This window comes from Paenibacillus sp. J22FR5, assembly GCF_059691975.1.
Genome location: NZ_JCAUAN010000001.1, coordinates 155,908 through 177,720 on the forward strand (window position 1 = coordinate 155,908; position 21,813 = coordinate 177,720).

Annotated in this window: 17 protein-coding genes; 10 read left to right on the forward strand and 7 right to left on the reverse strand. The window is 45.6% G+C overall.

The window, feature by feature from the left end; genetic code table 11:
- Window positions 1–76 precede the first annotated feature (76 nt).
- The 4 genes from AC58P7_RS00630 to yicI form a co-directional block, all read right to left on the reverse strand.
- The gene (locus AC58P7_RS00630) at window positions 77–1,384 is read right to left on the reverse strand and encodes an ABC transporter substrate-binding protein (protein ID WP_497339443.1); all 1,308 of its coding nucleotides are present in this window, start codon (window positions 1,382–1,384) and stop codon (window positions 77–79) included.
- Window positions 1,385–1,501: 117 nt separating this feature from the next.
- On the reverse strand, window positions 1,502–3,109 hold the full coding sequence (locus AC58P7_RS00635) for a helix-turn-helix domain-containing protein (RefSeq protein WP_497339444.1): 1,608 nt from the start codon (window positions 3,107–3,109) through the stop codon (window positions 1,502–1,504).
- Window positions 3,087–4,868, reverse strand: a complete 1,782-nt coding sequence (locus tag AC58P7_RS00640; protein ID WP_497339445.1) for a sensor histidine kinase — start codon at window positions 4,866–4,868, stop codon at window positions 3,087–3,089. The genes AC58P7_RS00635 and AC58P7_RS00640 overlap by 23 nt, the downstream gene beginning before the upstream one ends.
- Window positions 4,869–4,959: 91 nt before the next feature.
- Complete coding sequence (gene yicI, locus AC58P7_RS00645; RefSeq protein ID WP_497339446.1) at window positions 4,960–7,299, reverse strand: alpha-xylosidase; 2,340 nt, start codon at window positions 7,297–7,299, stop codon at window positions 4,960–4,962.
- 150 nt (window positions 7,300–7,449) lie between these two features.
- Between yicI and AC58P7_RS00650 the strand changes: the two genes are divergently transcribed.
- Entirely contained in the window at window positions 7,450–8,367 is a 918-nt protein-coding gene (locus AC58P7_RS00650; RefSeq protein WP_497339447.1) for an AraC family transcriptional regulator, read from the forward strand.
- Here the strand turns inward: AC58P7_RS00650 and AC58P7_RS00655 are convergent.
- Window positions 8,315–9,145, reverse strand: a complete 831-nt coding sequence (locus AC58P7_RS00655) for an AraC family transcriptional regulator (protein ID WP_497339448.1) — start codon at window positions 9,143–9,145, stop codon at window positions 8,315–8,317. The genes AC58P7_RS00650 and AC58P7_RS00655 overlap by 53 nt on opposite strands.
- A 152-nt stretch (window positions 9,146–9,297) precedes the next feature.
- On the opposite strand from AC58P7_RS00655, the gene AC58P7_RS00660 reads away from it, so the two are divergent.
- Entirely contained in the window at window positions 9,298–10,581 is a 1,284-nt protein-coding gene (locus tag AC58P7_RS00660) for a Gfo/Idh/MocA family oxidoreductase (RefSeq protein WP_497339449.1), read from the forward strand.
- 21 nt (window positions 10,582–10,602) lie between these two features.
- Complete coding sequence (locus AC58P7_RS00665; protein WP_497339450.1) at window positions 10,603–11,628, forward strand: dienelactone hydrolase family protein; 1,026 nt, start codon at window positions 10,603–10,605, stop codon at window positions 11,626–11,628.
- 103 nt (window positions 11,629–11,731) lie between these two features.
- Here the strand turns inward: AC58P7_RS00665 and AC58P7_RS00670 are convergent, their stop codons facing one another.
- Complete coding sequence (locus AC58P7_RS00670) at window positions 11,732–12,106, reverse strand: YmaF family protein (protein ID WP_497339451.1); 375 nt, start codon at window positions 12,104–12,106, stop codon at window positions 11,732–11,734.
- A 216-nt stretch (window positions 12,107–12,322) separates the two neighbouring features.
- Here AC58P7_RS00670 and AC58P7_RS00675 point away from each other — a divergent pair, with 216 nt between their 5' ends.
- The 5 genes from AC58P7_RS00675 (at window position 12,323) to AC58P7_RS00695 (ending at window position 18,783) form a co-directional block, all read left to right on the forward strand.
- Window positions 12,323–12,949, forward strand: a complete 627-nt coding sequence (locus AC58P7_RS00675) for an SLOG family protein (RefSeq protein ID WP_497339452.1) — start codon at window positions 12,323–12,325, stop codon at window positions 12,947–12,949.
- 250 nt (window positions 12,950–13,199) lie between these two features.
- Window positions 13,200–15,269 (forward strand): bifunctional aldolase/short-chain dehydrogenase, encoded by a 2,070-nt coding sequence (locus AC58P7_RS00680; protein ID WP_497339453.1) that lies wholly within the window; start codon window positions 13,200–13,202, stop codon window positions 15,267–15,269.
- 26 nt (window positions 15,270–15,295) lie between these two features.
- Window positions 15,296–16,516: an L-rhamnose isomerase gene (rhaI, locus tag AC58P7_RS00685; protein WP_497339454.1), complete on the forward strand. Its 1,221-nt coding sequence runs from the start codon at window positions 15,296–15,298 to the stop codon at window positions 16,514–16,516.
- On the forward strand, window positions 16,510–18,012 hold the full coding sequence (gene rhaB / locus AC58P7_RS00690) for a rhamnulokinase (protein WP_497339935.1): 1,503 nt from the start codon (window positions 16,510–16,512) through the stop codon (window positions 18,010–18,012). The genes rhaI and rhaB overlap by 7 nt, the downstream gene beginning before the upstream one ends.
- 9 nt (window positions 18,013–18,021) lie before the next feature.
- The gene (locus AC58P7_RS00695; protein WP_497339455.1) at window positions 18,022–18,783 is read left to right on the forward strand and encodes a DeoR/GlpR family DNA-binding transcription regulator; all 762 of its coding nucleotides are present in this window, start codon (window positions 18,022–18,024) and stop codon (window positions 18,781–18,783) included.
- A gap of 52 nt (window positions 18,784–18,835) precedes the next feature.
- Here the strand turns inward: AC58P7_RS00695 and AC58P7_RS00700 are convergent, their stop codons facing one another.
- Complete coding sequence (locus AC58P7_RS00700) at window positions 18,836–19,708, reverse strand: aldo/keto reductase (protein ID WP_497339456.1); 873 nt, start codon at window positions 19,706–19,708, stop codon at window positions 18,836–18,838.
- Between the two features lie 447 nt (window positions 19,709–20,155).
- On the opposite strand from AC58P7_RS00700, the gene motA reads away from it, so the two are divergent.
- Complete coding sequence (gene motA, locus AC58P7_RS00705; RefSeq protein ID WP_497339457.1) at window positions 20,156–20,950, forward strand: flagellar motor stator protein MotA; 795 nt, start codon at window positions 20,156–20,158, stop codon at window positions 20,948–20,950.
- Window positions 20,947–21,753, forward strand: a complete 807-nt coding sequence (gene motB, locus AC58P7_RS00710; protein WP_497339458.1) for a flagellar motor protein MotB — start codon at window positions 20,947–20,949, stop codon at window positions 21,751–21,753. The genes motA and motB overlap by 4 nt, the downstream gene beginning before the upstream one ends.
- Window positions 21,754–21,813 lie beyond the last annotated feature (60 nt).

The window sequence follows — 21,813 nt, forward strand, 5'->3', positions numbered from 1 at the left end:
TTCACTCCGGTACTTAGGAATTCTTAAATCTCGAGCCAGAAGAGAACTCCCTTCTGGCTCGACAGTTGATTATACTTTACTCAGCAGCTTTGGCTAATTTAGCCCACATTTTATCTAATTCATCTTTCACTTGATCGCTCGTTGCTGCGCCGCCAACATACTTTTGTAAAATTTCGCCGGCTTTTTGCTCATAACCGTCTGGCCAGTAACCTTTCACCCACGGGTAGGTAACACCGCTTTTTACAAATTCAGATGTGGATTTCGCCAACTGTGCTTCAGGGAATGGCGCATCTTTGATGGTGGAAATTTGTTTCGTCTCACCTGGTACGAATTTCTTACCGTAATCTGAAGTGGTCAGCCAATTGAAGAACTTCAACACTTCTTTCAGATTTTTGGAGTCTTTGTTAACACGGTACACAATATTGGAATCAACCATAAGCCCAGCTTTGGAACCATCGTCGCCTACAGGACCAGCAAGGAAGCCGATGTCCAGATCTTTGTTGATTTTGCGAATGGATTCTTCCGCCCAAGTTCCTTGGTGCATCATAGCCGCTTTGCCTTGCGCGAACAGGTTTACTTGTGCATTGAAGTCCGTTTCAAGCGGCTTCGGATTACCATATTTCAAGGTAATATCCAGCAAACCAAAAATGTTTTTCACAGAAGGAATGTCGCTTAATTTCTTCTTACCTGCCGAAACTTCAGCGAAGCTTGCCGCATAGTCACCGCCCATAGAAGCCATGACTTGTGTGAAGGTTTGCTCTAGCACCCACCATTCCTTGTAACCGTTGGAGAAGGGGATAATCCCTTTGGCTTGCAGCTTTTTCGCGGCTTCTTCCAATTGACTGTATGTTTTCGGCAGCTCGGTAATGCCTGCATCGGCAAACAGCTTTTTGTTATAAATAAAGGAGTGAGATTGCAGAATCAAGGGATATCCGATGACTTTGCCGTCCAAAGTAACCCCAGTTTTCGCTGAATCAGCGATATTTTTCATGAAATCTTCTTTGGATAAATCATAAGCGTAGTCTTTATAGGTTTTATTGTCGTTATAAGCACCGGACATAAAGATATCTGGGATGTCGCCGGAGTTGATTCGTGTTTTCAGAAGGGTCGGGTAATCGTCTTGATGGATTGTGATATCAATGGTTACGTTCGGATTTTGCTTATGGTACTCATCTGCTAAGTGATGCATGGCATCTGTCATTTCTGGCGCATATTGCAGGATGCTTAGCGTCACAGGCTTGGTGCTTGCAGGTGCTGCGGTTCCCTTTGCCGTTTCTTTCGAACTTGCATTCGTTGCTTCTGGCTTGGAGTCGCTTGCACAACCAGCCAACAACGACATGGTAAGTACCGACGTTCCGAGTATTGTTAAGGATCTTTTTGACATGTAATGCTGCCTCCCTTTGTTTGTGAGCATCTTGCCTATCTCTATTAAACTAAATTCCAAAGGTAGGATATACGTAAAATGGTGCCTTCCTAAGGGTAAAAAAATGTCATAAACGTCTTAAACTCGAAAGGTGGATTGCCTTCTGAATGCCAATGGTGATACACCGAAATGCTTTTTAAACGCTTTACTAAAGTAGTTCGTGTCATTGTATCCGATCTTTTCGCTTACCGTTTGGATTTTCAATTCCGGATCCTGAAGCAGCTTTTTAGCCTTGTCCATACGAACTTGCAGTGTGTATTCATAAATACCGCAGCCATATTTTTGTTTAAACAAACGGAGCAGATGCTCTTTGGAAATGAAGTATTTTTCCGTAAATAAGGCGATTGAAATGTCTTCGAAATAATGATGATCAATATAGGCTTTAATGTGTTCAATCCCTAGCTTATCGGTGGATTTATGGCTTTGCAGCAGGAGGACGAACCATTCCTCTAGATACGTCGTAATCGCATCCATATACCGATCGAAGTTCATAATTTGGTTGTCAAAAAGAAGCCCAAACCGCTCGAGATGAGACGCTTGTTCAGGTGACAATACGTTTCCAGCCGGAACTAGCTGCTCGGCAATAACGTGGAATTCCTTATTGCACTGGAGCATCATCTCGATGCTGAAATAGCCTACTCGTCTAATCTCTTCGAAGTATTCCTTGAGGATATTGCTCACATACACCACGCTGCCTGTATCCAGCGCATGATGTAATAAATCCTTCTTCGTTACAATGGAGATGCGATTGGAGGAATTGGTCATTGGACTCCTATGGACCGTCTGAGGGGCAAGGAGATTCGCTTGCTGCAAGTAAAGCTTAGCCGTCTGGTAGGAGGTATCCAGCTGATCCAATCGATCTGCCCGTTCGCCAATAGCGACCATGCATTCTGTTCCAAAGGTTTCCTTCAAACGAAGAACGGCCTCCTGGGCCGTGCTAAGCGTAATCGTGGACATGGACTCATCCGGAGAAAGCACGATGATGAACTCCTGTTCTTCTTTGCTGCTTTTAAAGCTGAAAGTCTGGCCTACTGCCGATAAAAGCTCGCTAAGCGCATTCGTAATCGCGTAATTACAAGCATGGGAGTCCCCTCGAAACTTCATTTGACTAACCCTATCCAAATTCAGAATCGTCATGATCATCACCTGAAAGTGGTCATTCGGCTTGGCTTCGATCAACTGCTCGAGCTCCTTGATTTTGTGGAATTTGCCATTTTGGTCAATAATGGATGCGAAAATTTTCTCTTTCACCAGGGGCATTGATATATTTTGTAAAATGGCCTCGGAGAGCTGGTTATTTCGCTCTGCACGTTCTTGATCAATTTGTGCAATCGCACCAGCAATCGCCGTATTCAAATCTAGTTTCTTAATTGGCTTTAACAAATAATCCAAAGCACCAGACGTAATCGCGCCACGGGCAAAGGCAAAGTCTTCATATCCGCTCACCACAATGCATTTGCCAGAGGACAACGACTTCGCTTTTTGAAGAAACTCAACCCCGCCAATGAAGGGCATACGCATGTCTACGAAAATCAAATCGGGTTGGATGGAGGTAAGGAGGTTTAATCCTTCCAAGCCGTCTTTCGCTTCCACAACGGAAGTAATTCTGTGCTCTTCCCATGATCCAAGTGCGTGAATCGCACGTCTTGCCGGTTCTTCGTCATCAATGATTAGCACTGTATACATGCGATTCCTCCTGGCGTTTATGGATAGGGAGCCCGATTTCAATCTCCGTTCCTTGATTCGGTTGGCTTCGTAAGCGCATATAAGCATCCATGCCGAACATGAGCTTAATGCGGGAATACAAGTTCTTCAATCCGATTTCCTCCTGAAGCTCCATATAATTTTCATTCATACTTTTGGTCACTTGTTCAAGCCGCTGAGCAGTCATGCCAGGTCCGTCATCGGCGACATTCAGGAGGAGCCACGAACCATGAAGATCAGCCCTGATTTCGATATAAATGGCTTCAGACATTTGCTCAAGCGCATGCTCGATGGCATTTTCCAATAGAATCTGGAGTGTCATTTTTGGGATAAGTAAATTCAGGGTATCTTCAGGGATATCGATAGCTACTTGCAGGCGGTCCCCAAATCTAGCTTTTTGTAAAATCAAATAGTTCTGAATATGTTCCAGCTCATGCTGTAAGCTAACGGTTTCGCCATCCTTGATACAATATCGCATGGTGGATGCGAGGGCATCGACCATCCGTTGAATGGAATCAACCTCATGAATAATGGCTTCTGTCGAAATCGCTTGCAGTGAGTTATAGAGAAAATGGGGATTGATTTGCGCTTCGAGCGCTTTCAACCGGGCATTGCGTTCATTTAGCTTTATTTCATAGCGCTCGGCGATCAAACCATTGATTCTGACCACCATTTGGTTAAATTTCCGCGATAAGTGGGCGATTTCGTCCTTTCCTTTGAATTCATAATCGAGTTCAAAATTCCCCTCTCCCAGCTGCTCAATTCTGCGAGAGAAATCTTTTAATCTGCGAGTTATGGCATTGGAAACGAAGATAACAACGATAATGAAGAACACAACAAACGCACTGCCCACAACGAGATTGATCGATCTTGCATTCGCAGCGGCTTTATTCAACTCGGCAATAGGGGTTAATTTAACAAGCTTCCACTTATTTTGTGAAGAAATATTGTAATTGGTCAGATAAGACTCGTGTCCGAAGCGCTGCTCCGTATAACCTGACTCGTTCGTCTGCTTATCCACATAGGTTAATAAATCTCTCCATTGAAAGTTCGAGATTCCCTCTTTATTTATAAAAAACGGCTGGTTCACGTTGTTAAATAGCCCGATCACCTCGCCTGATTTGTCCGACAGATCACCGAATATGCGATTCAATTCACGATAATTCAGTGTAATGGAAATAACTGCTAACGGCCTTTTATCCGCAATATTGATCAAAATACGGTGAAACACGAGAAAATGCTGCGCCTGAGATGCAGGCTCCATACTGCTGAATTTCGGTGTTTCCGCGGCCTCTTTATACCAAGCTTCTTGCTCGGTTTGGAAATCGCTTACCTGCGTCAAATTGACGGTTGAACGAGAGAGTCGGTACTGGGTATGGTTAATGGGTGTGTAGATCGTCATTTCTTCAATATCTTCGCGAGAGTAAAACATGTTTTTCATCACATTCTGGATATTAAATTGAGACAAATACTCGCTTGAAATAATAGCATCCATGAATACAGCATCTTTCCGCGGAGACAGGGAGAATTCATCAATTTTGCTGATGTAATTATCTAGATTTTGATTGACTAGCCCCATGATCTTCTGGTTGCTGTCAATGAAATTTTCCTCATTCATCAAGGAGGATTGCCGATACGATAAATAGGAGAGCAGGATCACAATCAAGACGACAATCAGCGAAAAAACAACGATCAGCTTGCTGCGAAGCCGCTCGTTAAACATGCGAAATAAACGTTCCATTGCGATGGCATTCTCCTTGTTTGGGTCGTTTCAAAAGGATAAAACTTCCCCCTCACAACGATAAAAGAAGTGAGAGGGAAGTCTGTATACGTCATTTTTTGAGGGTTATGCTGACTGCTGAACTTGCGTTGTCCGCGGTGATTCGCACACCGAATTCATGCGATCCTACCGTGCCATTTTCCACCAGTGGTGTCGAGGATGCGCCTCTAAGTACGATGCTCCATGAATGGCCACCCGCTGCTGCATCACCAGATGCTGCTGCTTGAATGACATTTCCGCTGCGCGTAACAGTGAGTGTAAGCTCATCCTTCGTTGTTGGATGATACACGCGTGAAACGGCAACACGACCGTCTTCCAGTTCAAAAAGATGAAATTCGCTATTTGCTGTGTAGTCATAGTCCGGCTTCTCGTCTACGGTCCCGACCGCTAATAGCGTGTTCGGACGCACGAGGAGCGGGATGCTCATGTAATCATGATGCTCTTTGAACCATCGATTGCCTTCGACTTTCTCCCCCGTTAAGAAATGTGTCCAAGTTCCAGCAGGCAGGTAATAAGACACAATGCCCGTTTCGTCAAAGATAGGGGCGACGAGAAGTGATTCTCCAATCATATATTGGCGATCTAGGTTATCGCAAGTCGGATCGTTGCCGAATTCGAGTACCATAGCACGCATAAGCGGCAATCCAAGCTGAGAGGCATCAACGGCTGTTTGGAAAATGTACGGCATCAACCTGCTTTTGAGTTTTGTGAAAAAGCGCAATACATCAACGGCTTCGTCGTCGTACATCCACGGAACTCGGTACGAGCGGCTGCCATGCAGACGACTGTGACTGGATAACAAACCGAATGCGGCCCATCGCTTGTAAAGGTCTGCGCTAGAAGTGCTTTCGAAGCCGCCGATATCATGGCTCCAGAAGCCGAAACCAGAAAGCCCCAATGACAGCCCGCCTCGCAAGCTTTCGGCCATGGATTCGTAAGTTGCCGTACAATCGCCACCCCAGTGTACGGGGAATTGCTGTCCGCCAGCAGTTGCGGAACGGGCAAACAAGGCAGCTTCTCCCTTGCCAAGCTTCTCTTCCAGTACGTCAAAGACGACTTTGTTATACAACTGCGTATAGTAATTATGCATTTTAACGGGATCGGAACCGTCATGATAAATAACGTCGGTCGGAATGCGTTCGCCGAAGTCTGTCTTGAAGGAGTCAACTCCCATATCGACTAGCTTCCTCAGCTTTCCAGCATACCACTCACACGCGGCAGGATTCGTAAAGTCAACGATACCCATCCCTGGCTGCCACATATCCCACTGCCACACATCGCCGTTTGGTCGTTTCAGTAGGTAGCCGCCTTGCATTCCTTCTTCAAACATCGGAGAACGCTGTGCGATATACGGATTAATCCATAGACAAATTTTCAAGCCTTTGCTCTTTAGCCGCTGCAGCATCTGCTCTGGCTCTGGGAAGATTCTTGTATCCCATTCGAAATCGCACCAATGGAATTCTCGCATCCAGAAGCAGTCGAAGTGGAAAACGTGCAGCGGTAGTTCACGCTCCGCCATACCATCAATGAAGCTGGTGACTGTTGATTCGTCGTAATTCGTTGTGAACGAAGTCGTCAGCCAGAGACCGAATGTCCAAGCTGGAGGCAGTGCAGGTTTTCCTGTTAAAGTTGTGTAATTGCCAAGTACTTCTTTCAAATTGGCTCCGCCAATCAGGAAATACTCGAGGTATTCACCTTCCACACTAAATTGCACCTTCGATACTTTCTCGGAGGCAACCTCAAAGGAAACGTTCTCAGGATGATTTACGAATACGCCATACCCTTTATTTGTTACATAGAAAGGGATGTTTTTATAAGATTGTTCGGAGTTGGTTCCTCCATCACGATTCCAGATATCAACGCTTTGACCATTTTTGACAAATGACGTAAATCGCTCACCAAGTCCGTAAACGTTCTCGCCTACACCTAGATCAAGTTGGTCTCTTACGTAAGTGGTTGCGCTATCTGAGATCACGTAGCCGATGCTTTTGAAACCGCTGGAAGTGAGCTTGCGCCCCTCATAATCAAATTGCAGCTGCCATGGTTGGTCTCTTCGAATGCTTGCCCGCAGGTTGCCGCTGGTCAAGCTTGCTTCTAACTTATTTGCGTCTATGTGAACGGCAAGCCCCTCGTCTGAGTTGATCGCAAAGTACGGTCCAACTTGTTTTTTTCCTTTATGATGAAAAATTTGAACGCGAATGACATCCTTGATGGGGGAGGACAACTTCACTTCAATAAGGGGAGTGTCTAACTCGCCAGCACGGTCAATAATCGGTTTGGGTGGGCCGAATAGGGTAAGAGAATGATCAGTTGTATACGTATCATGTACTTCAACAGGACTAATAATTTGGTATTCCTTGCGGGTCATCCATTGACCATCACTAAATTTCAATGCAGTCAGCTCCTTATGAGTTATTTGTATAACTATATTGATATAATCCTGTATCACTAAGTAAAATTGTATTCGCTTTATGGTATATTTGTCTTGCAGGATGCTGATATCGTTATATAACAATTTTGATATGTAAGGAGTGTCGCAACTATGAATCTGGTAACCTTACATGAAGGTCGAATTCATGGTGATCTCATGTTTCCGCTAAGTGTGTACCGTGTTGAGAAAGAAAATGACGTCTTCTTCAACTACCATTGGCATGAGGAAATTGAATTTATATATATGACTGAAGGGAGCGCAAGCTTCTATATAGGCTCGTCTATGACAGAGCTTGCGCAAGGTGAAGCATTGCTCATTCCGAGCGGGCAACTGCATGCCTGCTACCCAGCGAGTGAACATTCCGCCTATTTTCATGCAATCGTCTTTGACTCTCATCTGCTCAGCAGCAGCGCTTACGATGTCATCCAAAGTAAATATATCCAGCCATGGCTCGAACAACGACTGATCTTGCCGGGTATTTTCCGTTCGACGGACTGGGGACAGCAAGTTCTCTTGATGCTCATGGACATTATCAAGCAATATGAGGGGAAAACGCTGGGCTATGAGCTGAAAATAAAAGCGGATTTGCTGGCGATATTCGCCGAACTGCTGCCGCATAGCGAGCACTCCTCTGATCTGCCGCGAAACTCCACGCAGGCTAGCAAAATCGAGAGAATCAAGCCAGTGCTCCACTTTATGCATGAGCATTATAAAGAGCGAATTCTGATTCAAGAACTCGCATCCTTGATTGGGATGAGTGAAGGTCATTTCTGTCGATTTTTCAAAGCGATCGTCAAAAAGACACCCGTCGAATACCTCAACTTCTATAGAGTCGAGAAAGTGATGAAGTGTCTGGAAGATCCAAGGATCCTAATTATTGATGTTGCCAGTGAGGTTGGTTTTGAAAGTCCGAGTTATTTTATCAAGACGTTCAAAGCGCTCAAACATATGACGCCGACAGAGTATCGGAAAATGGTTACAAGCCCAGATGCATCATCTTCCGGCATTCCAACGGTGTTTGAGAAGTGACCTGTTTGAAAACCCGCCCGAAATGGGCGACACTATCGAACCCGGATTGTTCAGCGATGTGAATGACCTTTAGCTTCGTTTCTCTCAGTAGTCGCTGTGCTTCACGAATGCGGATGTTGTTCAAGTATTCAATGAAGGAGAAACCAGTCGTATCCTTGAAGGAACGGCAGAAATAACTGGGACTTATATGGAATTTCTCCGAAATAGACGCCAAGCTGAGTCGTTCGTGGAAATGTTCATTGATATAGGAAGCAATCTCGAAAATTTTGGGATTATGAGCCTGCGGGTGCTCTTCAGAGGGGCTTAGCTGATCAATAAGTCGCGTGCAACAGATAAGCAATTGGGTTAGCAGCGCTTTACTGTTGAGCTCCCAGCCGTTCTGCTCTTGCTGCTGTTCGCGAAGTAAGCTAAAAAGAAGGTTTTCGACGAGTGTCCGATTCGCACCTGATAGCGAAAAGATAATCTGCTTTTGCCGAAAAGGAGCCAATGCGATCGTGTGAATTTCTTGGCCCATCGTACTTATCCAGTTGTCGTTGAAACTTAATAAGATGCGTTCGTGAGGAAGATCGTTCGCGTCTAGCGTTTTATGAAGTTTATTTTTATCGATAAAAACGAGATCACCCACTTGCATCAAATAAGAGCGATCCTGGATGAAATAGTAACGCTTGCCGCTGATCAAATAATAAATTTCATAATGGGCATGAATATGATTCACTGGCATGGTGTAGGATTGCTCCCTGCGCAGTCTTTCAATCTCGTAATGAAACAAGGCGGACACCTCTCTGATTCGCAGTCTTCCCTCCATTTTACAGCAATATATGCAAGGAAATAAAGTGATTAAGTAATATTTGATTAGAAACGCAACAAATATTGTATTAATCTTGCTATAAGACATGAAATGGTTCTAAAACGAGAGGGGCATGGTACAAGATGAAAACACGTTATGCGATTGTAGGTACTGGAGGACGAGCTGAATTCTTCTATGGTTCCATGGTGAAGGACTTTCAAGATACATCGGAGTTAGTTGCGATTTGTGATATTAATCAAACGCGCATGAATTTTACGAATGATTTACTTGCCTCGAAGTATGAATATCATGCTGTTCCTACTTATAAAGCTGATCAATTCGAGGAAATGATCCGCCGAGAGAAGCCAGATGCGATCATTGTTACAACGGTAGACCGTACACATCATACGTACATTATCAAAGCGATGGAGCTTGGTTGTGATGTCATTTCAGAGAAGCCGATGACGGTTGACGAAGAGAAATGCCAAGAAATCCTTGATGCCATTAAACGGACGGGGCGTCAGCTTCGCGTGACGTTTAACTACCGTTATGCACCGCACAATACGAAAATTCGTGAGTTAATTATGGATGGGACGATTGGCGATGTTCATTCGGTACATTTTGAATGGTTGTTAAATACGGAGCATGGAGCGGACTATTTCCGTAGATGGCACCGCGATAAACGTAATGGCGGCGGCTTGCTTGTTCATAAGTCAACGCACCATTTCGATCTCGTCAACTTCTGGTTAGGAACGCAGCCAGAGACGGTTTTCGCTATGGGAGATCTAATGTTTTATGGAAAAGCGAATGCAGAGAAGCGCGGAGAAACGAAGTTCTACCAACGTGCAACAGGGAATGCGTATGCCAAAGAAGATCCATTTGCCCTGCATTTGGATAGCAATGAGCATCTCAAAGGGCTGTATTTGGATGCAGAGCATGAAGATGGCTACCAACGTGATCAAAGCGTTTTTGGTGACGGGATCTCCATTGAAGATACGATGGGCGTTATGGTTCGATATAAAAACAAAGCGATTCTTACTTATTCCTTGAATGCGTATTTGCCTTGGGAAGGTTTCAATGTGAATATCAATGGCAGCAAGGGTCGTATTGAAATGCGCGTTGTTGAGAAATCCTACGTAAATTCGGGCGGCGAAAAAGCGGATGAGGGCGCATTGAAGGAGAAATCGATCAAAGTATTCCCAATGTTCGCGGCGCCGTATCAAGTGGAAATCGAAGAAGGCGTCGGCGGCCACGGCGGCGGAGATCCTGTGCTGTTGCAAGATATCTTCGATAAGCCATCCGATGACCGTTTTAATCGCGCGGCTTCACACGTGGACGGAGCGATGTCCATCCTGACAGGCATTGCTGGAAATATCTCACTACGGACGGGTCAACCCGTTGCTGTTAATAAGCTTGTGAAATTTTAACTTACTACGGAGGGATGTCGAATGTGGAGTCCGGACGACAGTATGGAACAGCTCTATCGTTCTTTCGAGTTGAAACGCGAGCAGCAGCATGCTGAATGGGCTGAACTGACGAAGGATCAAATGAAGAAGCGTTTGGTGAGCTCATTAGCTGTGCCAATGGAGGGACAGGACGAACTTCGTCCTGTTCTTCTTGAACGTGTGGAGCTCCAGGATCATTTCCGCGAACGAATCGAAATCGGCACGTTTTGGGGCTTTCGAGTTCCCGTCTATGTGCTGCTGCCAAAAGGCGCTACTGGTAAGTCTGCCGCAGTCCTTGCCCTGCATGGGCATGGTTATGGGAGCAGGCAGATCGTAGGTCTGAACGCAGATGGGACTGAGCATAGCGGAGAGCCGGATCTACATGGAAACTATGCCTTGGAAATGGTTAGGCGCGGCTTCGTGGTCGTCGTTCCCGAAATCCTTGGCTTCGGTGATCGGCGGTTGGAAGTAGATCAACGGGATGGGCAAGTCGGCAATTCGTCTTGCCAGACGCTCGCTTCACATCTTTTGTTATATGGTGTCTCGTTAGCTGCTGTACGTGTACAAGAAGCGATGCGAGCATTGGATTACATTGTGTCACGCAAGGATGTAGACATTAACCGTATCGGTTGTTTTGGATTCTCTGGAGGCGGACTGCTTGCTGCTTATACGGCTGTATTAGATGAACGTATTCAGGCTACGGTCCTGTGTGCGTTCACCAATACATTTAAGCGCAGCATCATGGGAATTCGACATTGTATCGATAACTATGTACCTGGTGTGCTCGATTTTGCGGAGCTTCCTGAATTGATCGGATTACTTGCTCCACGACCATTGTTCGTCGCATCCGGAAGACAGGATCCGATTTTTCCAGTTGACGGCGTGGAAACGGCTGTCTCCTATTTGGAACAAGTGTATGCGATTTCGGGCGTTCCAGATCGCTTGGGCGTTCATCTCTATGATGGTGTTCATGAAGTGAATGGGAGCCAGGCGTATCCGTGGTTGGTTGAGGTTTTAATGGGTAAGTGATTAGGGAATCTTGAAGTTTATTTAAGTACAAAAAAGACTACTGAATGTATAGTAGTCTTTTTGGGTTTTACGCGACCAAAGGCTTGTGCATTGTACTAACTTGCTATACTTTCTGACGAACAATACTCTCAATGATCAATTTGTGCCCAAGCACAACACCGATACGAATGACACCCGTAGTTCTGCCGGAAATGACATGGCGATGCCCATTGGTGACATTTGTTAGAATTTGGAAGCGATGAAAATGGTTCGAACCGACACCGATGTTGAGACCTGTTTGTCCGGTGTAGGAATGACGATGACCATCGGCTGTTGTAGTAATTCCCTGAAACGTATGACGGTGTCTACCGTTCACTGGAATGACTATATCCGATAAATTACCGAAGGAATGTCTATGATTTAGCACTAGTGACGTCAAGCCCTCCATGCGATGTCTGAATTGTACAGGTCCGCCGGATCCTTGTTTGATTTTTGCCATGTTCTATCATCCTTTCGAGAAGAGATGATATAAGTTATGCAAATCATAGTGGACTGGCTTGGTCGAGAGGCTAGTTGATCATCGAAATGAGCGTCCATTTGCAAGATTGCTAGGTATCAAAACAAATCAATATCATCCATTGCGGGGAAGTGCTTCTTCCTAAGTAGATGCAACTATGCTAACCTGTTAGGATGATCAACAAGGAGGTGAGTTCGTTTGAAACGTGTGCTTATTACAGGGTATAAAGCGAATGAGTTGGGCATTTTCTCATTGAAACATCCTGGTATACCGATTATTAAAAAAGCGATTCAAAAGCGGCTCATCGCTTTGTTGGATGACGGACTTGAATGGGTTGTAGTTAGTGGTCAATGGGGTGTAGAGCTATGGGCGGCAGAAGCTGTGCTTGATCTGAGAGAACGAACCCATCCCGATCTGAAGCTTGCGGTGATCACACCATTTCTAGAGCAAGAAGAGAAGTGGAGCGACGATAAAAAAGGGTGCTACGCTAGCGTTATGCAGCGCGCCAATTACGTGAATAGTATAACGAAGACCAAGTATGAGGGGCCGTGGCAATTCAAAGAGAGGGACAAGTTCCTATTACGAAACTCTGATGGCATTCTGCTTGTCTATGATGAAGAGACAGAGGGCTCGCCGAAGTTTATGAAACTGCAGGCTGCACAAATCGCGGCGCATCATGCGTATCCGATCATGACGATCAATGCCTTTGACTTGCAAAATGTTGCCGAGGATGATGTAGGTGATTATCCAGGGGACATGCAGGATGATATGACTGGGGATTCAAGCAGCGGTGGAGATAAGTGGCATTTCGATGATGATATATAACGGAAAAGGGACGTTCGTCAGGTCAATTGATCTGATGTGCGTCCCTTTTTGAATCGAATCGAAACAGAATGCTGATAAAAATCATCCCAATCATCACCTTTCTTCTATATACGGCACATGGAGGAAACTGTTTCTCTTACACAGATAAACAAACATAAAAATAACTATTCAAAAACAAACAAAGATGTGGTAAGATGAAACCATCAAAAACAAACAAAAATTCATGCGATGTAAAATTAGGAGGGTACTTATGGTTGCGAATTTGTGGGATTCATCGAAAGCGAATGCGGTATCAAAAGGCGTAGAGGAGCTTGTTTACCGTTCCAATTTATTAGGAACCGATCGTGCAGTTGCCAACTGGGGCGGCGGTAACACCTCATACAAAACGATTGAGAAGGATTTCCGTGGTCGCGATGTCGAAGTGATGTACGTAAAAGGCAGCGGTTCTGACCTTGCAACGATGAAAGCAAAGAATTTCACAGGTTTGCGCATGGAAGATATTCGTCCATTGATCGAGCGTGACGAAATGTCCGATGAAGAAATGGTTGCTTACCTTGTGAACTGTATGATCGACAGTAAACATCCGCGTGCTTCCATTGAGACACTTTTACATGCCTTTTTACCTTATAAAAACGTTGACCATACGCATCCAGATGCGATTATCGCACTCTGCTGCGCACACAATGGACGTGAGCTTGCGAAAGAAATTTATGGCGATCGTTTCGTTTGGGTACCTTATGTAAGACCTGGTTTTACACTCTCCAAAATGATTGCTGATGGTGTTAGAAATAATCCGAAGGCTGAGCTTGTTCTTATGGAGAAGCATGGTCTAGTTACTTGGGGCGAAACGTCCGAAGAAAGCTACCTCAAAACACTTGCCATCATTAATGAAGCGGAAAGCTTCATCGAAGCTCGTGTGAACGAAGCTAATTTGTATGGCGGATCCAAATATGAAACACTTAGCGTAGAAGCTCGTAACGAGATTCTAGCGCAAGTTCTACCAATCGTACGCGGTGCTGTAAGCAACGAGAAGAAAATGATCCTTACAACAGACAGCGCAGATGACGTGATTCAATTTGTAAATAGCCGTGATGCAGCAGTCTTATCCCAAGTGGGAGCGGCTTGCCCAGATCACCTTGTTCATACGAAAATGAAACCTTTATATATCGATTGGAACCCGACAACAGGTGACGCAGCATCCCTTAGCGAAGCACTGACAGCCGGTATCGAAGCGTATAAAGAAGAGTACAAAGCCTATTTTGACCGTAACAAAAATGAAGGCGACGTGATCAATGAAGCAGCTCCGCGTGTTATCTTGATTCCTGGAATTGGGATGATCAACACAGGTAAAAGCTGGGCCATGGCGCAAGTAAGCGGCGCTCTGTACCACCGTGCAATCTCCGTAATGAGAGGTGCTACTTCTCTTGGAACGTTCGTATCCCTTAGCGAAAACGAATCTTACAACGTGGAGTACTGGCCACTTGAGCTTTATAAATTAACACTGGCTCCTGCTGAAGCTGAATTCTCCCGTCAAGTTGCGTTCATCACTGGCGGCGCGGGCGGAATCGGAAGCGTTACAGCTCGTCAATTCCTGAAAGATGGCGCACATGTTGTGCTCGCTGACCTGAACCTTGAAGGTGCTCAGAAGCTAGCAGCAGAACTGAACGAACAATATGGCGAAAACAGAGCGATTGCTGTTCGTATGGACGTAACGAAAGAAGAAGAAGTAGAAGCGGCTTTCCGCGATGCGATCCTAAGCTACGGCGGAATCGATATTATCGTGAATAACGCAGGTCTTGCAACTTCCAGTCCGTTTGACGAAACATCCCTTAAAGAGTGGAACCTGAACATGAACGTCCTCAGCACAGGTTATTTCCTTGTAGCGAGAGAAGCGTTTAAAATTATGAAAAAGCAAACGATTGGCGGCAGCATGGTATTCGTTGGCTCCAAAAACTCCGTATTTGCAGGGAAAAATGCATCCGCTTACTCCACGGCAAAAGCGGCAGAGATTCACTTGGCTCGTTGTATCGCAGCGGAAGGCGGCGAATTCGGTATTCGCGTGAACTCCGTATTGCCAGATGCGATTCTACAAGGATCCGCGATTTGGAACTCCGGCTGGCGTAATGAGCGGGCTGCTGCTTACGGAATTGAACCGGATCAGCTCGAAGAGCACTACCGCAAAAGAACGACGCTGCTTGTTAACATTTTCCCGAAAGATGTTGCAGAAGCGATCGTGTACTTTGCTTCATCCAAGTCAGCAAAAACAACAGGTTGCATGATCACAGTTGATGGTGGCGTACCAGCTGCCTTCACGCGCTAATTCACCCACTAGGAGGTAATAAACCAATGAGCGATAAAGCCTATGCGCTGTTCGAAGAGCAACAAGCCCTGAGAGGCATTGATTTAGCAACTGTAAAAGCAAAACTAAAGGCCCTTAAAGTTGAAACTCCTTCATGGGGCTACGGGGATTCAGGAACGCGCTTCAAAGTATACAAACAAACGGGCGTACCGCGTAATCCATTCGAGAAATTCGAAGATGCTGCGCAAGTTCATAAACTGACGGGTGTTTGCCCGTCGGTTGCCATCCACATTCCGTGGGACAAGGTAGACGATTACGCGAAGCTGAAGCAGCATGCGTCTGATCTTGGCGTTTCCATCGGGGCGGTGAACCCAAACCTTTTCCAAGAAGATGATTATATCTTTGGAAGTGTAACGAACTCGAACGCTGCAATTCGTCGCAAAGCGACGGATCACTTGCTGGAGTGCGTGGATATCGCCAAAACGGTAGGTTCCGATGTGCTGAGCCTGTGGTTTGCTGACGGTTCCAACTATCCAGGTCAAGTGGATATCAGAGCGCGTAAAGCGTGGATGTACGAGTCACTTAAAGAAATGTATAACGCGATGACACCAAGTATGCGTATGTTGATTGAATACAAGTTCTACGAGCCAGCGTTCTATCACACAGATCTAGCAGACTGGGGAATGGCATTCAATTTGGCGAACAAATTGGGTCCGCAAGCGGAAGTGCTCGTGGACACTGGGCATCACCCGCAAGGAACGAACATCGAGCATATCGTAACGTACTTGTTGGATGAGAATAAACTAGGCGGGTTCCATTTCAACTCCCGTAAATATGGGGATGATGATCTTATCGTCGGTTCTGTGAATCCCTATGAATTGTTCTTGATTTTCTACCAAATCATTGATGCGGCGAACGATAAGAATCCACAAATTCGTCAAGCTGCAGACAACATTTCTTATATGATCGACCAAAGTCATAACATTGAGCGTAAAATCCCTGCGATGCTTCGTTCTGTTCTGAATGTACAAACGCAATACGCAAAAGCCCTTCTGATTAATCTTGAAGAAGTTAGAGCTGCGCAAGCGAATCAAGATGTTCTTGGTGCTGAGGATGCAGTTCGTAAAGCATTTGAATTTGATGTAACTCCTTTGCTTCAAGTGGTTCGTGAAGAAATCGGTGTGCCAGTAGATCCGATGAAAGCTTATTTGGAAAGCGGCTACGACGAGAAAATTAACGCGCGCGGCAAAGGCGGTGCAAGCTGGTGAGTACCTCTTCGACTGTTCTAGCCTTTGATTTGGGAGCAAGCAGCGGCAGAGCGATCGTCGGACGTCTTGATTCTGAAGCGGGCCGGATTACGATCGAGGAAATTCACCGCTTTTCGAATGATCCAGTGAGGGTGGGCAACCACCTTCATTGGGACATTTTGCGGTTGCTTCATGAGTTGAAGCAAGGCATTTTACAAACAAAGCATCTCGGCTATACGCATATCGAAAGCTTAGCGATTGATTCGTGGGCCGTAGATTTCGGACTTCTAGCTGCGAATGGTGAGCTGTTGGGGAATCCGTATCACTATCGGGACCACCACACAGATGGCATCATGGGGCATGTCATGGATATTGTTGGTCGGGAGAAGCTGTATGCCTCAACGGGGCTGCAGTTTTTGCAATTCAATTCCATTTTCCAACTGTATGCATTAAAAGAAAACAACCCTGAATTGCTTGACCGCGCAGCAACGTTTCTGATGATCCCAGACCTGTTGCGTTATTTCCTCACCGGTGAAAAGCACAGTGAATACACCAACGCGACTACGACGCAGCTGTTTAATGCGACTAGTTTGACGTGGGATGCATCGCTCATCGAACAATTAGGACTTCCTGCACAGATCTTCTTGCCGCCAGTCGCTTCAGGAACACGTGTCGGTGCATTAAGTCTTGACGTTTGTGAAGAACTGGATGTTCCTTCCATTCCTGTCATTGCTGTTGGCGAGCATGATACAGCCTCCGCGGTAGTTGCTGTTCCTGCTCTTGATGATGACTTTGCGTTCCTAAGCTGTGGAACATGGTCGTTGCTTGGTACAGAAACAGAGAAGCCAGTGCTCAAGGAACAAGCGTTAGCTTGGAATTTCACGAACGAAGGCGGCGTGTACGGCACGAACCGTTTATTGAAGAACATCATGGGCTTATGGCTCATTCAAGAGTGTAAACGGACGTGGGAGAAGGAAGGGAAAACAGGCAGCTTCGCTGAACTGGTGAAGCAAGCGGAAGCCGTGAAACCTTTCCAATTCTTTATCGATCCGGATGATGATATGTTCCTCAACCCTGCTCATATGCCGAAGCAAATCCAGCAATATTGTCGTGATACTGGGCAAACTGTGCCTCAAACCGACGGTGAAATCGTGCATTGCATTTTGGAAAGCTTAGCGCTGAAATACCGCTTTATTTTAGAGCGTACAGAGCAGCTTTCAGGTAAAACGTACCGTGGACTTCACATCGTTGGCGGCGGCATCCAGAACGAGCTGCTTTGCCAATTCACAGCGGGCGCTACACAGCGTGAGGTGTGGGCGGGCCCAGTAGAGGGTAGTGCCTTAGGAAACCTTGTAGTACAATGGATAGCACTAGGGTATATCGCGAATTTGCGCGAAGCCAGGAAACTGATTCGGAATTCGTTCCCGGTCAAAACGTATCATCCAGAGGATGGCGCGGGTTGGCAGGCGGCGTATGCAGTATTTTGTGATGTGGCCTCCCGATCGACGGTGAAATGAGGGGTAACGATGCTGGTAGCAGAAAGATGGCAGAGAATCGTTCAATTGGTAAATGAAAGAGGAAGCATCCGGGTAACCGAGCTAAGCGAGCTGTGTCAAGTTACGGAAGAAACGATTCGACGTGACTTGGATCGGTTAGAGGCAGATGGCAAGCTTATGCGCAGCCACGGCGGCGCGGTGAGCGTGAAGGAAGCGCAGACTGAGGTTCCTTTCATGGAGCGGGAGACAGCGCACGCTGACTTCAAAAATAGCATAGCGAAGGAAGCCGTTTCGCATATTCAAGAGCATGATAGGATCATTCTTGATGCAAGTACAACGGCTTGGTATATGGCCAAAATGATTCCGGATATGGCCATCACCATCATCACGAATTCGATGAAGGTTGCACTCGAGGTAAGCGGCAAAGAGAAGATACAAGTCATCTCCACAGGTGGCTTACTTTCGCCGAAGTCCTTATCCTACGTGGGGCCTTTATCGGAAAGATCCTTGGATATGTACCATGCGCATAAGCTTTTTCTCTCATGCAAAGGGGTGCATGTTCAGCGTGGCATCAGCGAATCAAACGAGCTTCAAGCGCTCATTAAGCGCAAAATGATCAGCATTGCAGACGAAACCTATCTGCTCGCTGATCATAGTAAGTTCGGCACACAAGCCTTAACGCAAGTGGCAGGCTGGTCGGAGATCCAGCATGTCATTACGGACCGGCTCACGAGTAAGGAAGCGCTTGATCGTATTCGTGACAAGGGTGTGCATGTTCGGCAATTGGACTAGAATAAACGTTAACAGCCGCCTCTCGTTTGTGGGGCGGCTGTTTGCGTCCTATCTACCTCACATACCACTCTCCAGACACCCAGTCCGTGGATTTCCACCGCAGGACATCCGGGTTCGCCAAATGCATGATTTCCTTGAGAAAATCGAGCTGTTCGAGATCGGTCATCGGGGTAAAGGTTTTCGCAATCGCAAGATTCTGTTCGAGCTGCTCCATAGACTCCATGCCAACGATGGCAGTTGAGATCGGTAAGGACAATGTGTAGCGAAGTGCTTTTTCATACCATGGCGCTAATTTACCTAGTGCCATGACCTTCATGCCGATGATCGCGACGCCTTTTTCATTCGCTTTCGGCAGAAATTCATGGGCGAAGCTATAGACAAGGTGATCGGCTGCTGACAGCGCGACGAGTGCACTATCGAACGGATAGCGATCAATAGCCTCTAATTGGACAAGGGGATTCGTATGACCACTGATCGAAATATGCTTAATCATGCCTTGTTCCTTTGCTTCGATAAGTGCTTCCAGGGCACCGCCTTTGGCGAAACACTGCTCCAACTCTTCCATTTTCATAATATTGTGCAGGCGCCACTCCTCAACATGATCCGTCTGGAGACGCTTCAGACTCGCTTCTAGAAGTCGCAAGGATCCATCTCTAGTACGGTCATGTGTTTTCGTCGCAATCCACACGTCATCCCTGCGTTTGTGCAGTGCTAACGCTTTGCCGAGACGTTCCTCCGATTGACCCGCAGAGTAACTTGGCGCCGTATCATAATAGGTAATTCCCTCATCGAGCGCACGATTCACAATCTGAATCGCTTGTTCCTCTGTACAGTTATGTTCATCCACAATACGCTGAGCGCCGAAGCTTAATAGTGGGAAATGTGCTCCGGTCGAGCCAAAAGGCCGTTTCTCCAATCCAATCATTCCTCCTACGATGGCAAGCTGATGGTGTTCTGTCCTATCGTTCCCAAAATGAATACCAAGACATACCAATTTTACTACACATGGAGTGAATTCCGTAAGAGAGAGCGAAACAAGCAGGAATATCACCCTCTTATCTATAACTTTAAAGTTGAGATGATCGTCAAGTTTCGACCTAATTTGATCGAATTTATGAATTGGAGGGACTTTAGACCTATTTTTTTACAGAAAAGGATTGTCGTAACGTCCAAATAAACTTATTATAAATAGAGGAACTCATTTATTGTCGAAAAGCTTGGTCGAATAAGTTGATGTAAAATATAACAGTTTATCTGTTTCACACGATAATTGGGCTATATTTCTTGATAAACGCACCCTGCCAAGAAGGACGGTGGAGTCGTTTATTTTGCATAACGGATGACAAATAGATCGTAAAGAGGTGCTTTAAGCATGGAGAAATCATCAATCATAGGTATCGTCCTGGCAGCAGTATCAATTGGCTTCGGTATGGTATTAAAAGGAGCAAGTCTAGCGGCCTTATTAAATCCCGCGGCTGCCTTAATCATTTTCGGTGGAACAGCTTCGGCGCTGTTCATTGCTTTCTCGCTCGACGAGATGAAGAAAATCCCGGCCTTATTAAAAATCATTTTTACTGAACAGAAATTAATGCCCAAAAAAGAGTTGATCGAGACTTTCATTAACTGGGTGAGCATTACGCGTCGTGAAGGGCTATTGTCCTTGGAGAAGCAAGCAGAGGAGCTTTCCGACCCTTTTATGAAAAGTGGGATGCGTCTGATTATCGATGGGAATGACCCTGATTTCGTACGTGATGTTCTTCTTGAAGATATTGCAGAAATGGAAACAAGACATAAGAAATATGCAAGCATTTTTACACAAGCAGGTACATATGCACCAACGTTGGGGGTACTCGGAGCCGTTGTAGGTCTTATTGCTGCACTTGGTAATTTGAGTGAAGTTGAGAAGCTTGGACACTTGATTTCAGCCGCGTTCGTGGCAACCATGTTCGGGATTTTCTTAGGCTATGTCGTCTTTCATCCTTTTGCAAACAAGCTTAAGCAGAAGTCTAAGAAAGAAGTAGAAATCAAGTTGATGGTTGTTGAGGGCTTGCTTTCCATTCAATCGGGTGTATCCGCGAATTCCGTGAAGCAAAAAATGATGATCTTCGTTGCAAATAAGGAACGTATAGCATATGACGATGAAATGAAGGAGGGCGCAGCCCAGTGAGTAAAAAAAAGAAGCATGAGGATCATGAAGAACATATCGATGAAACCTGGCTGATTCCCTATGCGGATTTATTAACTTTACTCCTTGCCCTTTTTATCATTCTGTTTGCGTCTAGTCAACTGGATTCCAAGAAATATGACTCCATCATGCATTCATTAAACAATGCCTTTACGGGTGGCGAAGCCCCCTTCGCCATGTCAAATTTAATTCCCATTAATGATGCTGCGAATTCCACGAAAAATAATGAGAAAAATCAGAATCCACCAACCAAAGAAGAGAGTAAGACAGAAAGCCAGCTGGCCACTAAGCTTCAGAAGGAAGAGAAAGATTTGAAAGAATTAAAGCAAAGCATGGATGCGTTTATTAAGGAAAATAACATGAGTGAACAGCTGACAACGAAGCTCGATAATGAGAAGCTAACGATCACGATTAGTGATCGTGCGCTATTCGACTCCGGTTCCGCTATCATTAAGCAGGAGTCGCAAAAGTTAGCTGTATCGATGTCGAATTTACTTGGGCAATATCCAGGCTATCAGGTTGAGGTGGCTGGACATACCGATAATATACCGATTCATCGGGCGGATTTTGAAACAAACTGGGATTTAAGCGCGAAGCGAGCCGTGAATTTTATGAAAATACTACTCAATAACAGTAAGATTCAGCCTGCGTCTTATTCCTCGGTTGGTTATGGGGAGTACCGTCCAATTGCTGGGAATGAGACAACAGAAGGCAGAGCCAAAAACCGCCGTGTTGAAGTGAGTATCCTACGTAACATTAAGGCAACCGATGAGATCGCGAAGTAAATAGCGGAACACTGATAACGAAGAATGTTCGAGATGATGCCAAGCAAGCATCGTGAAATA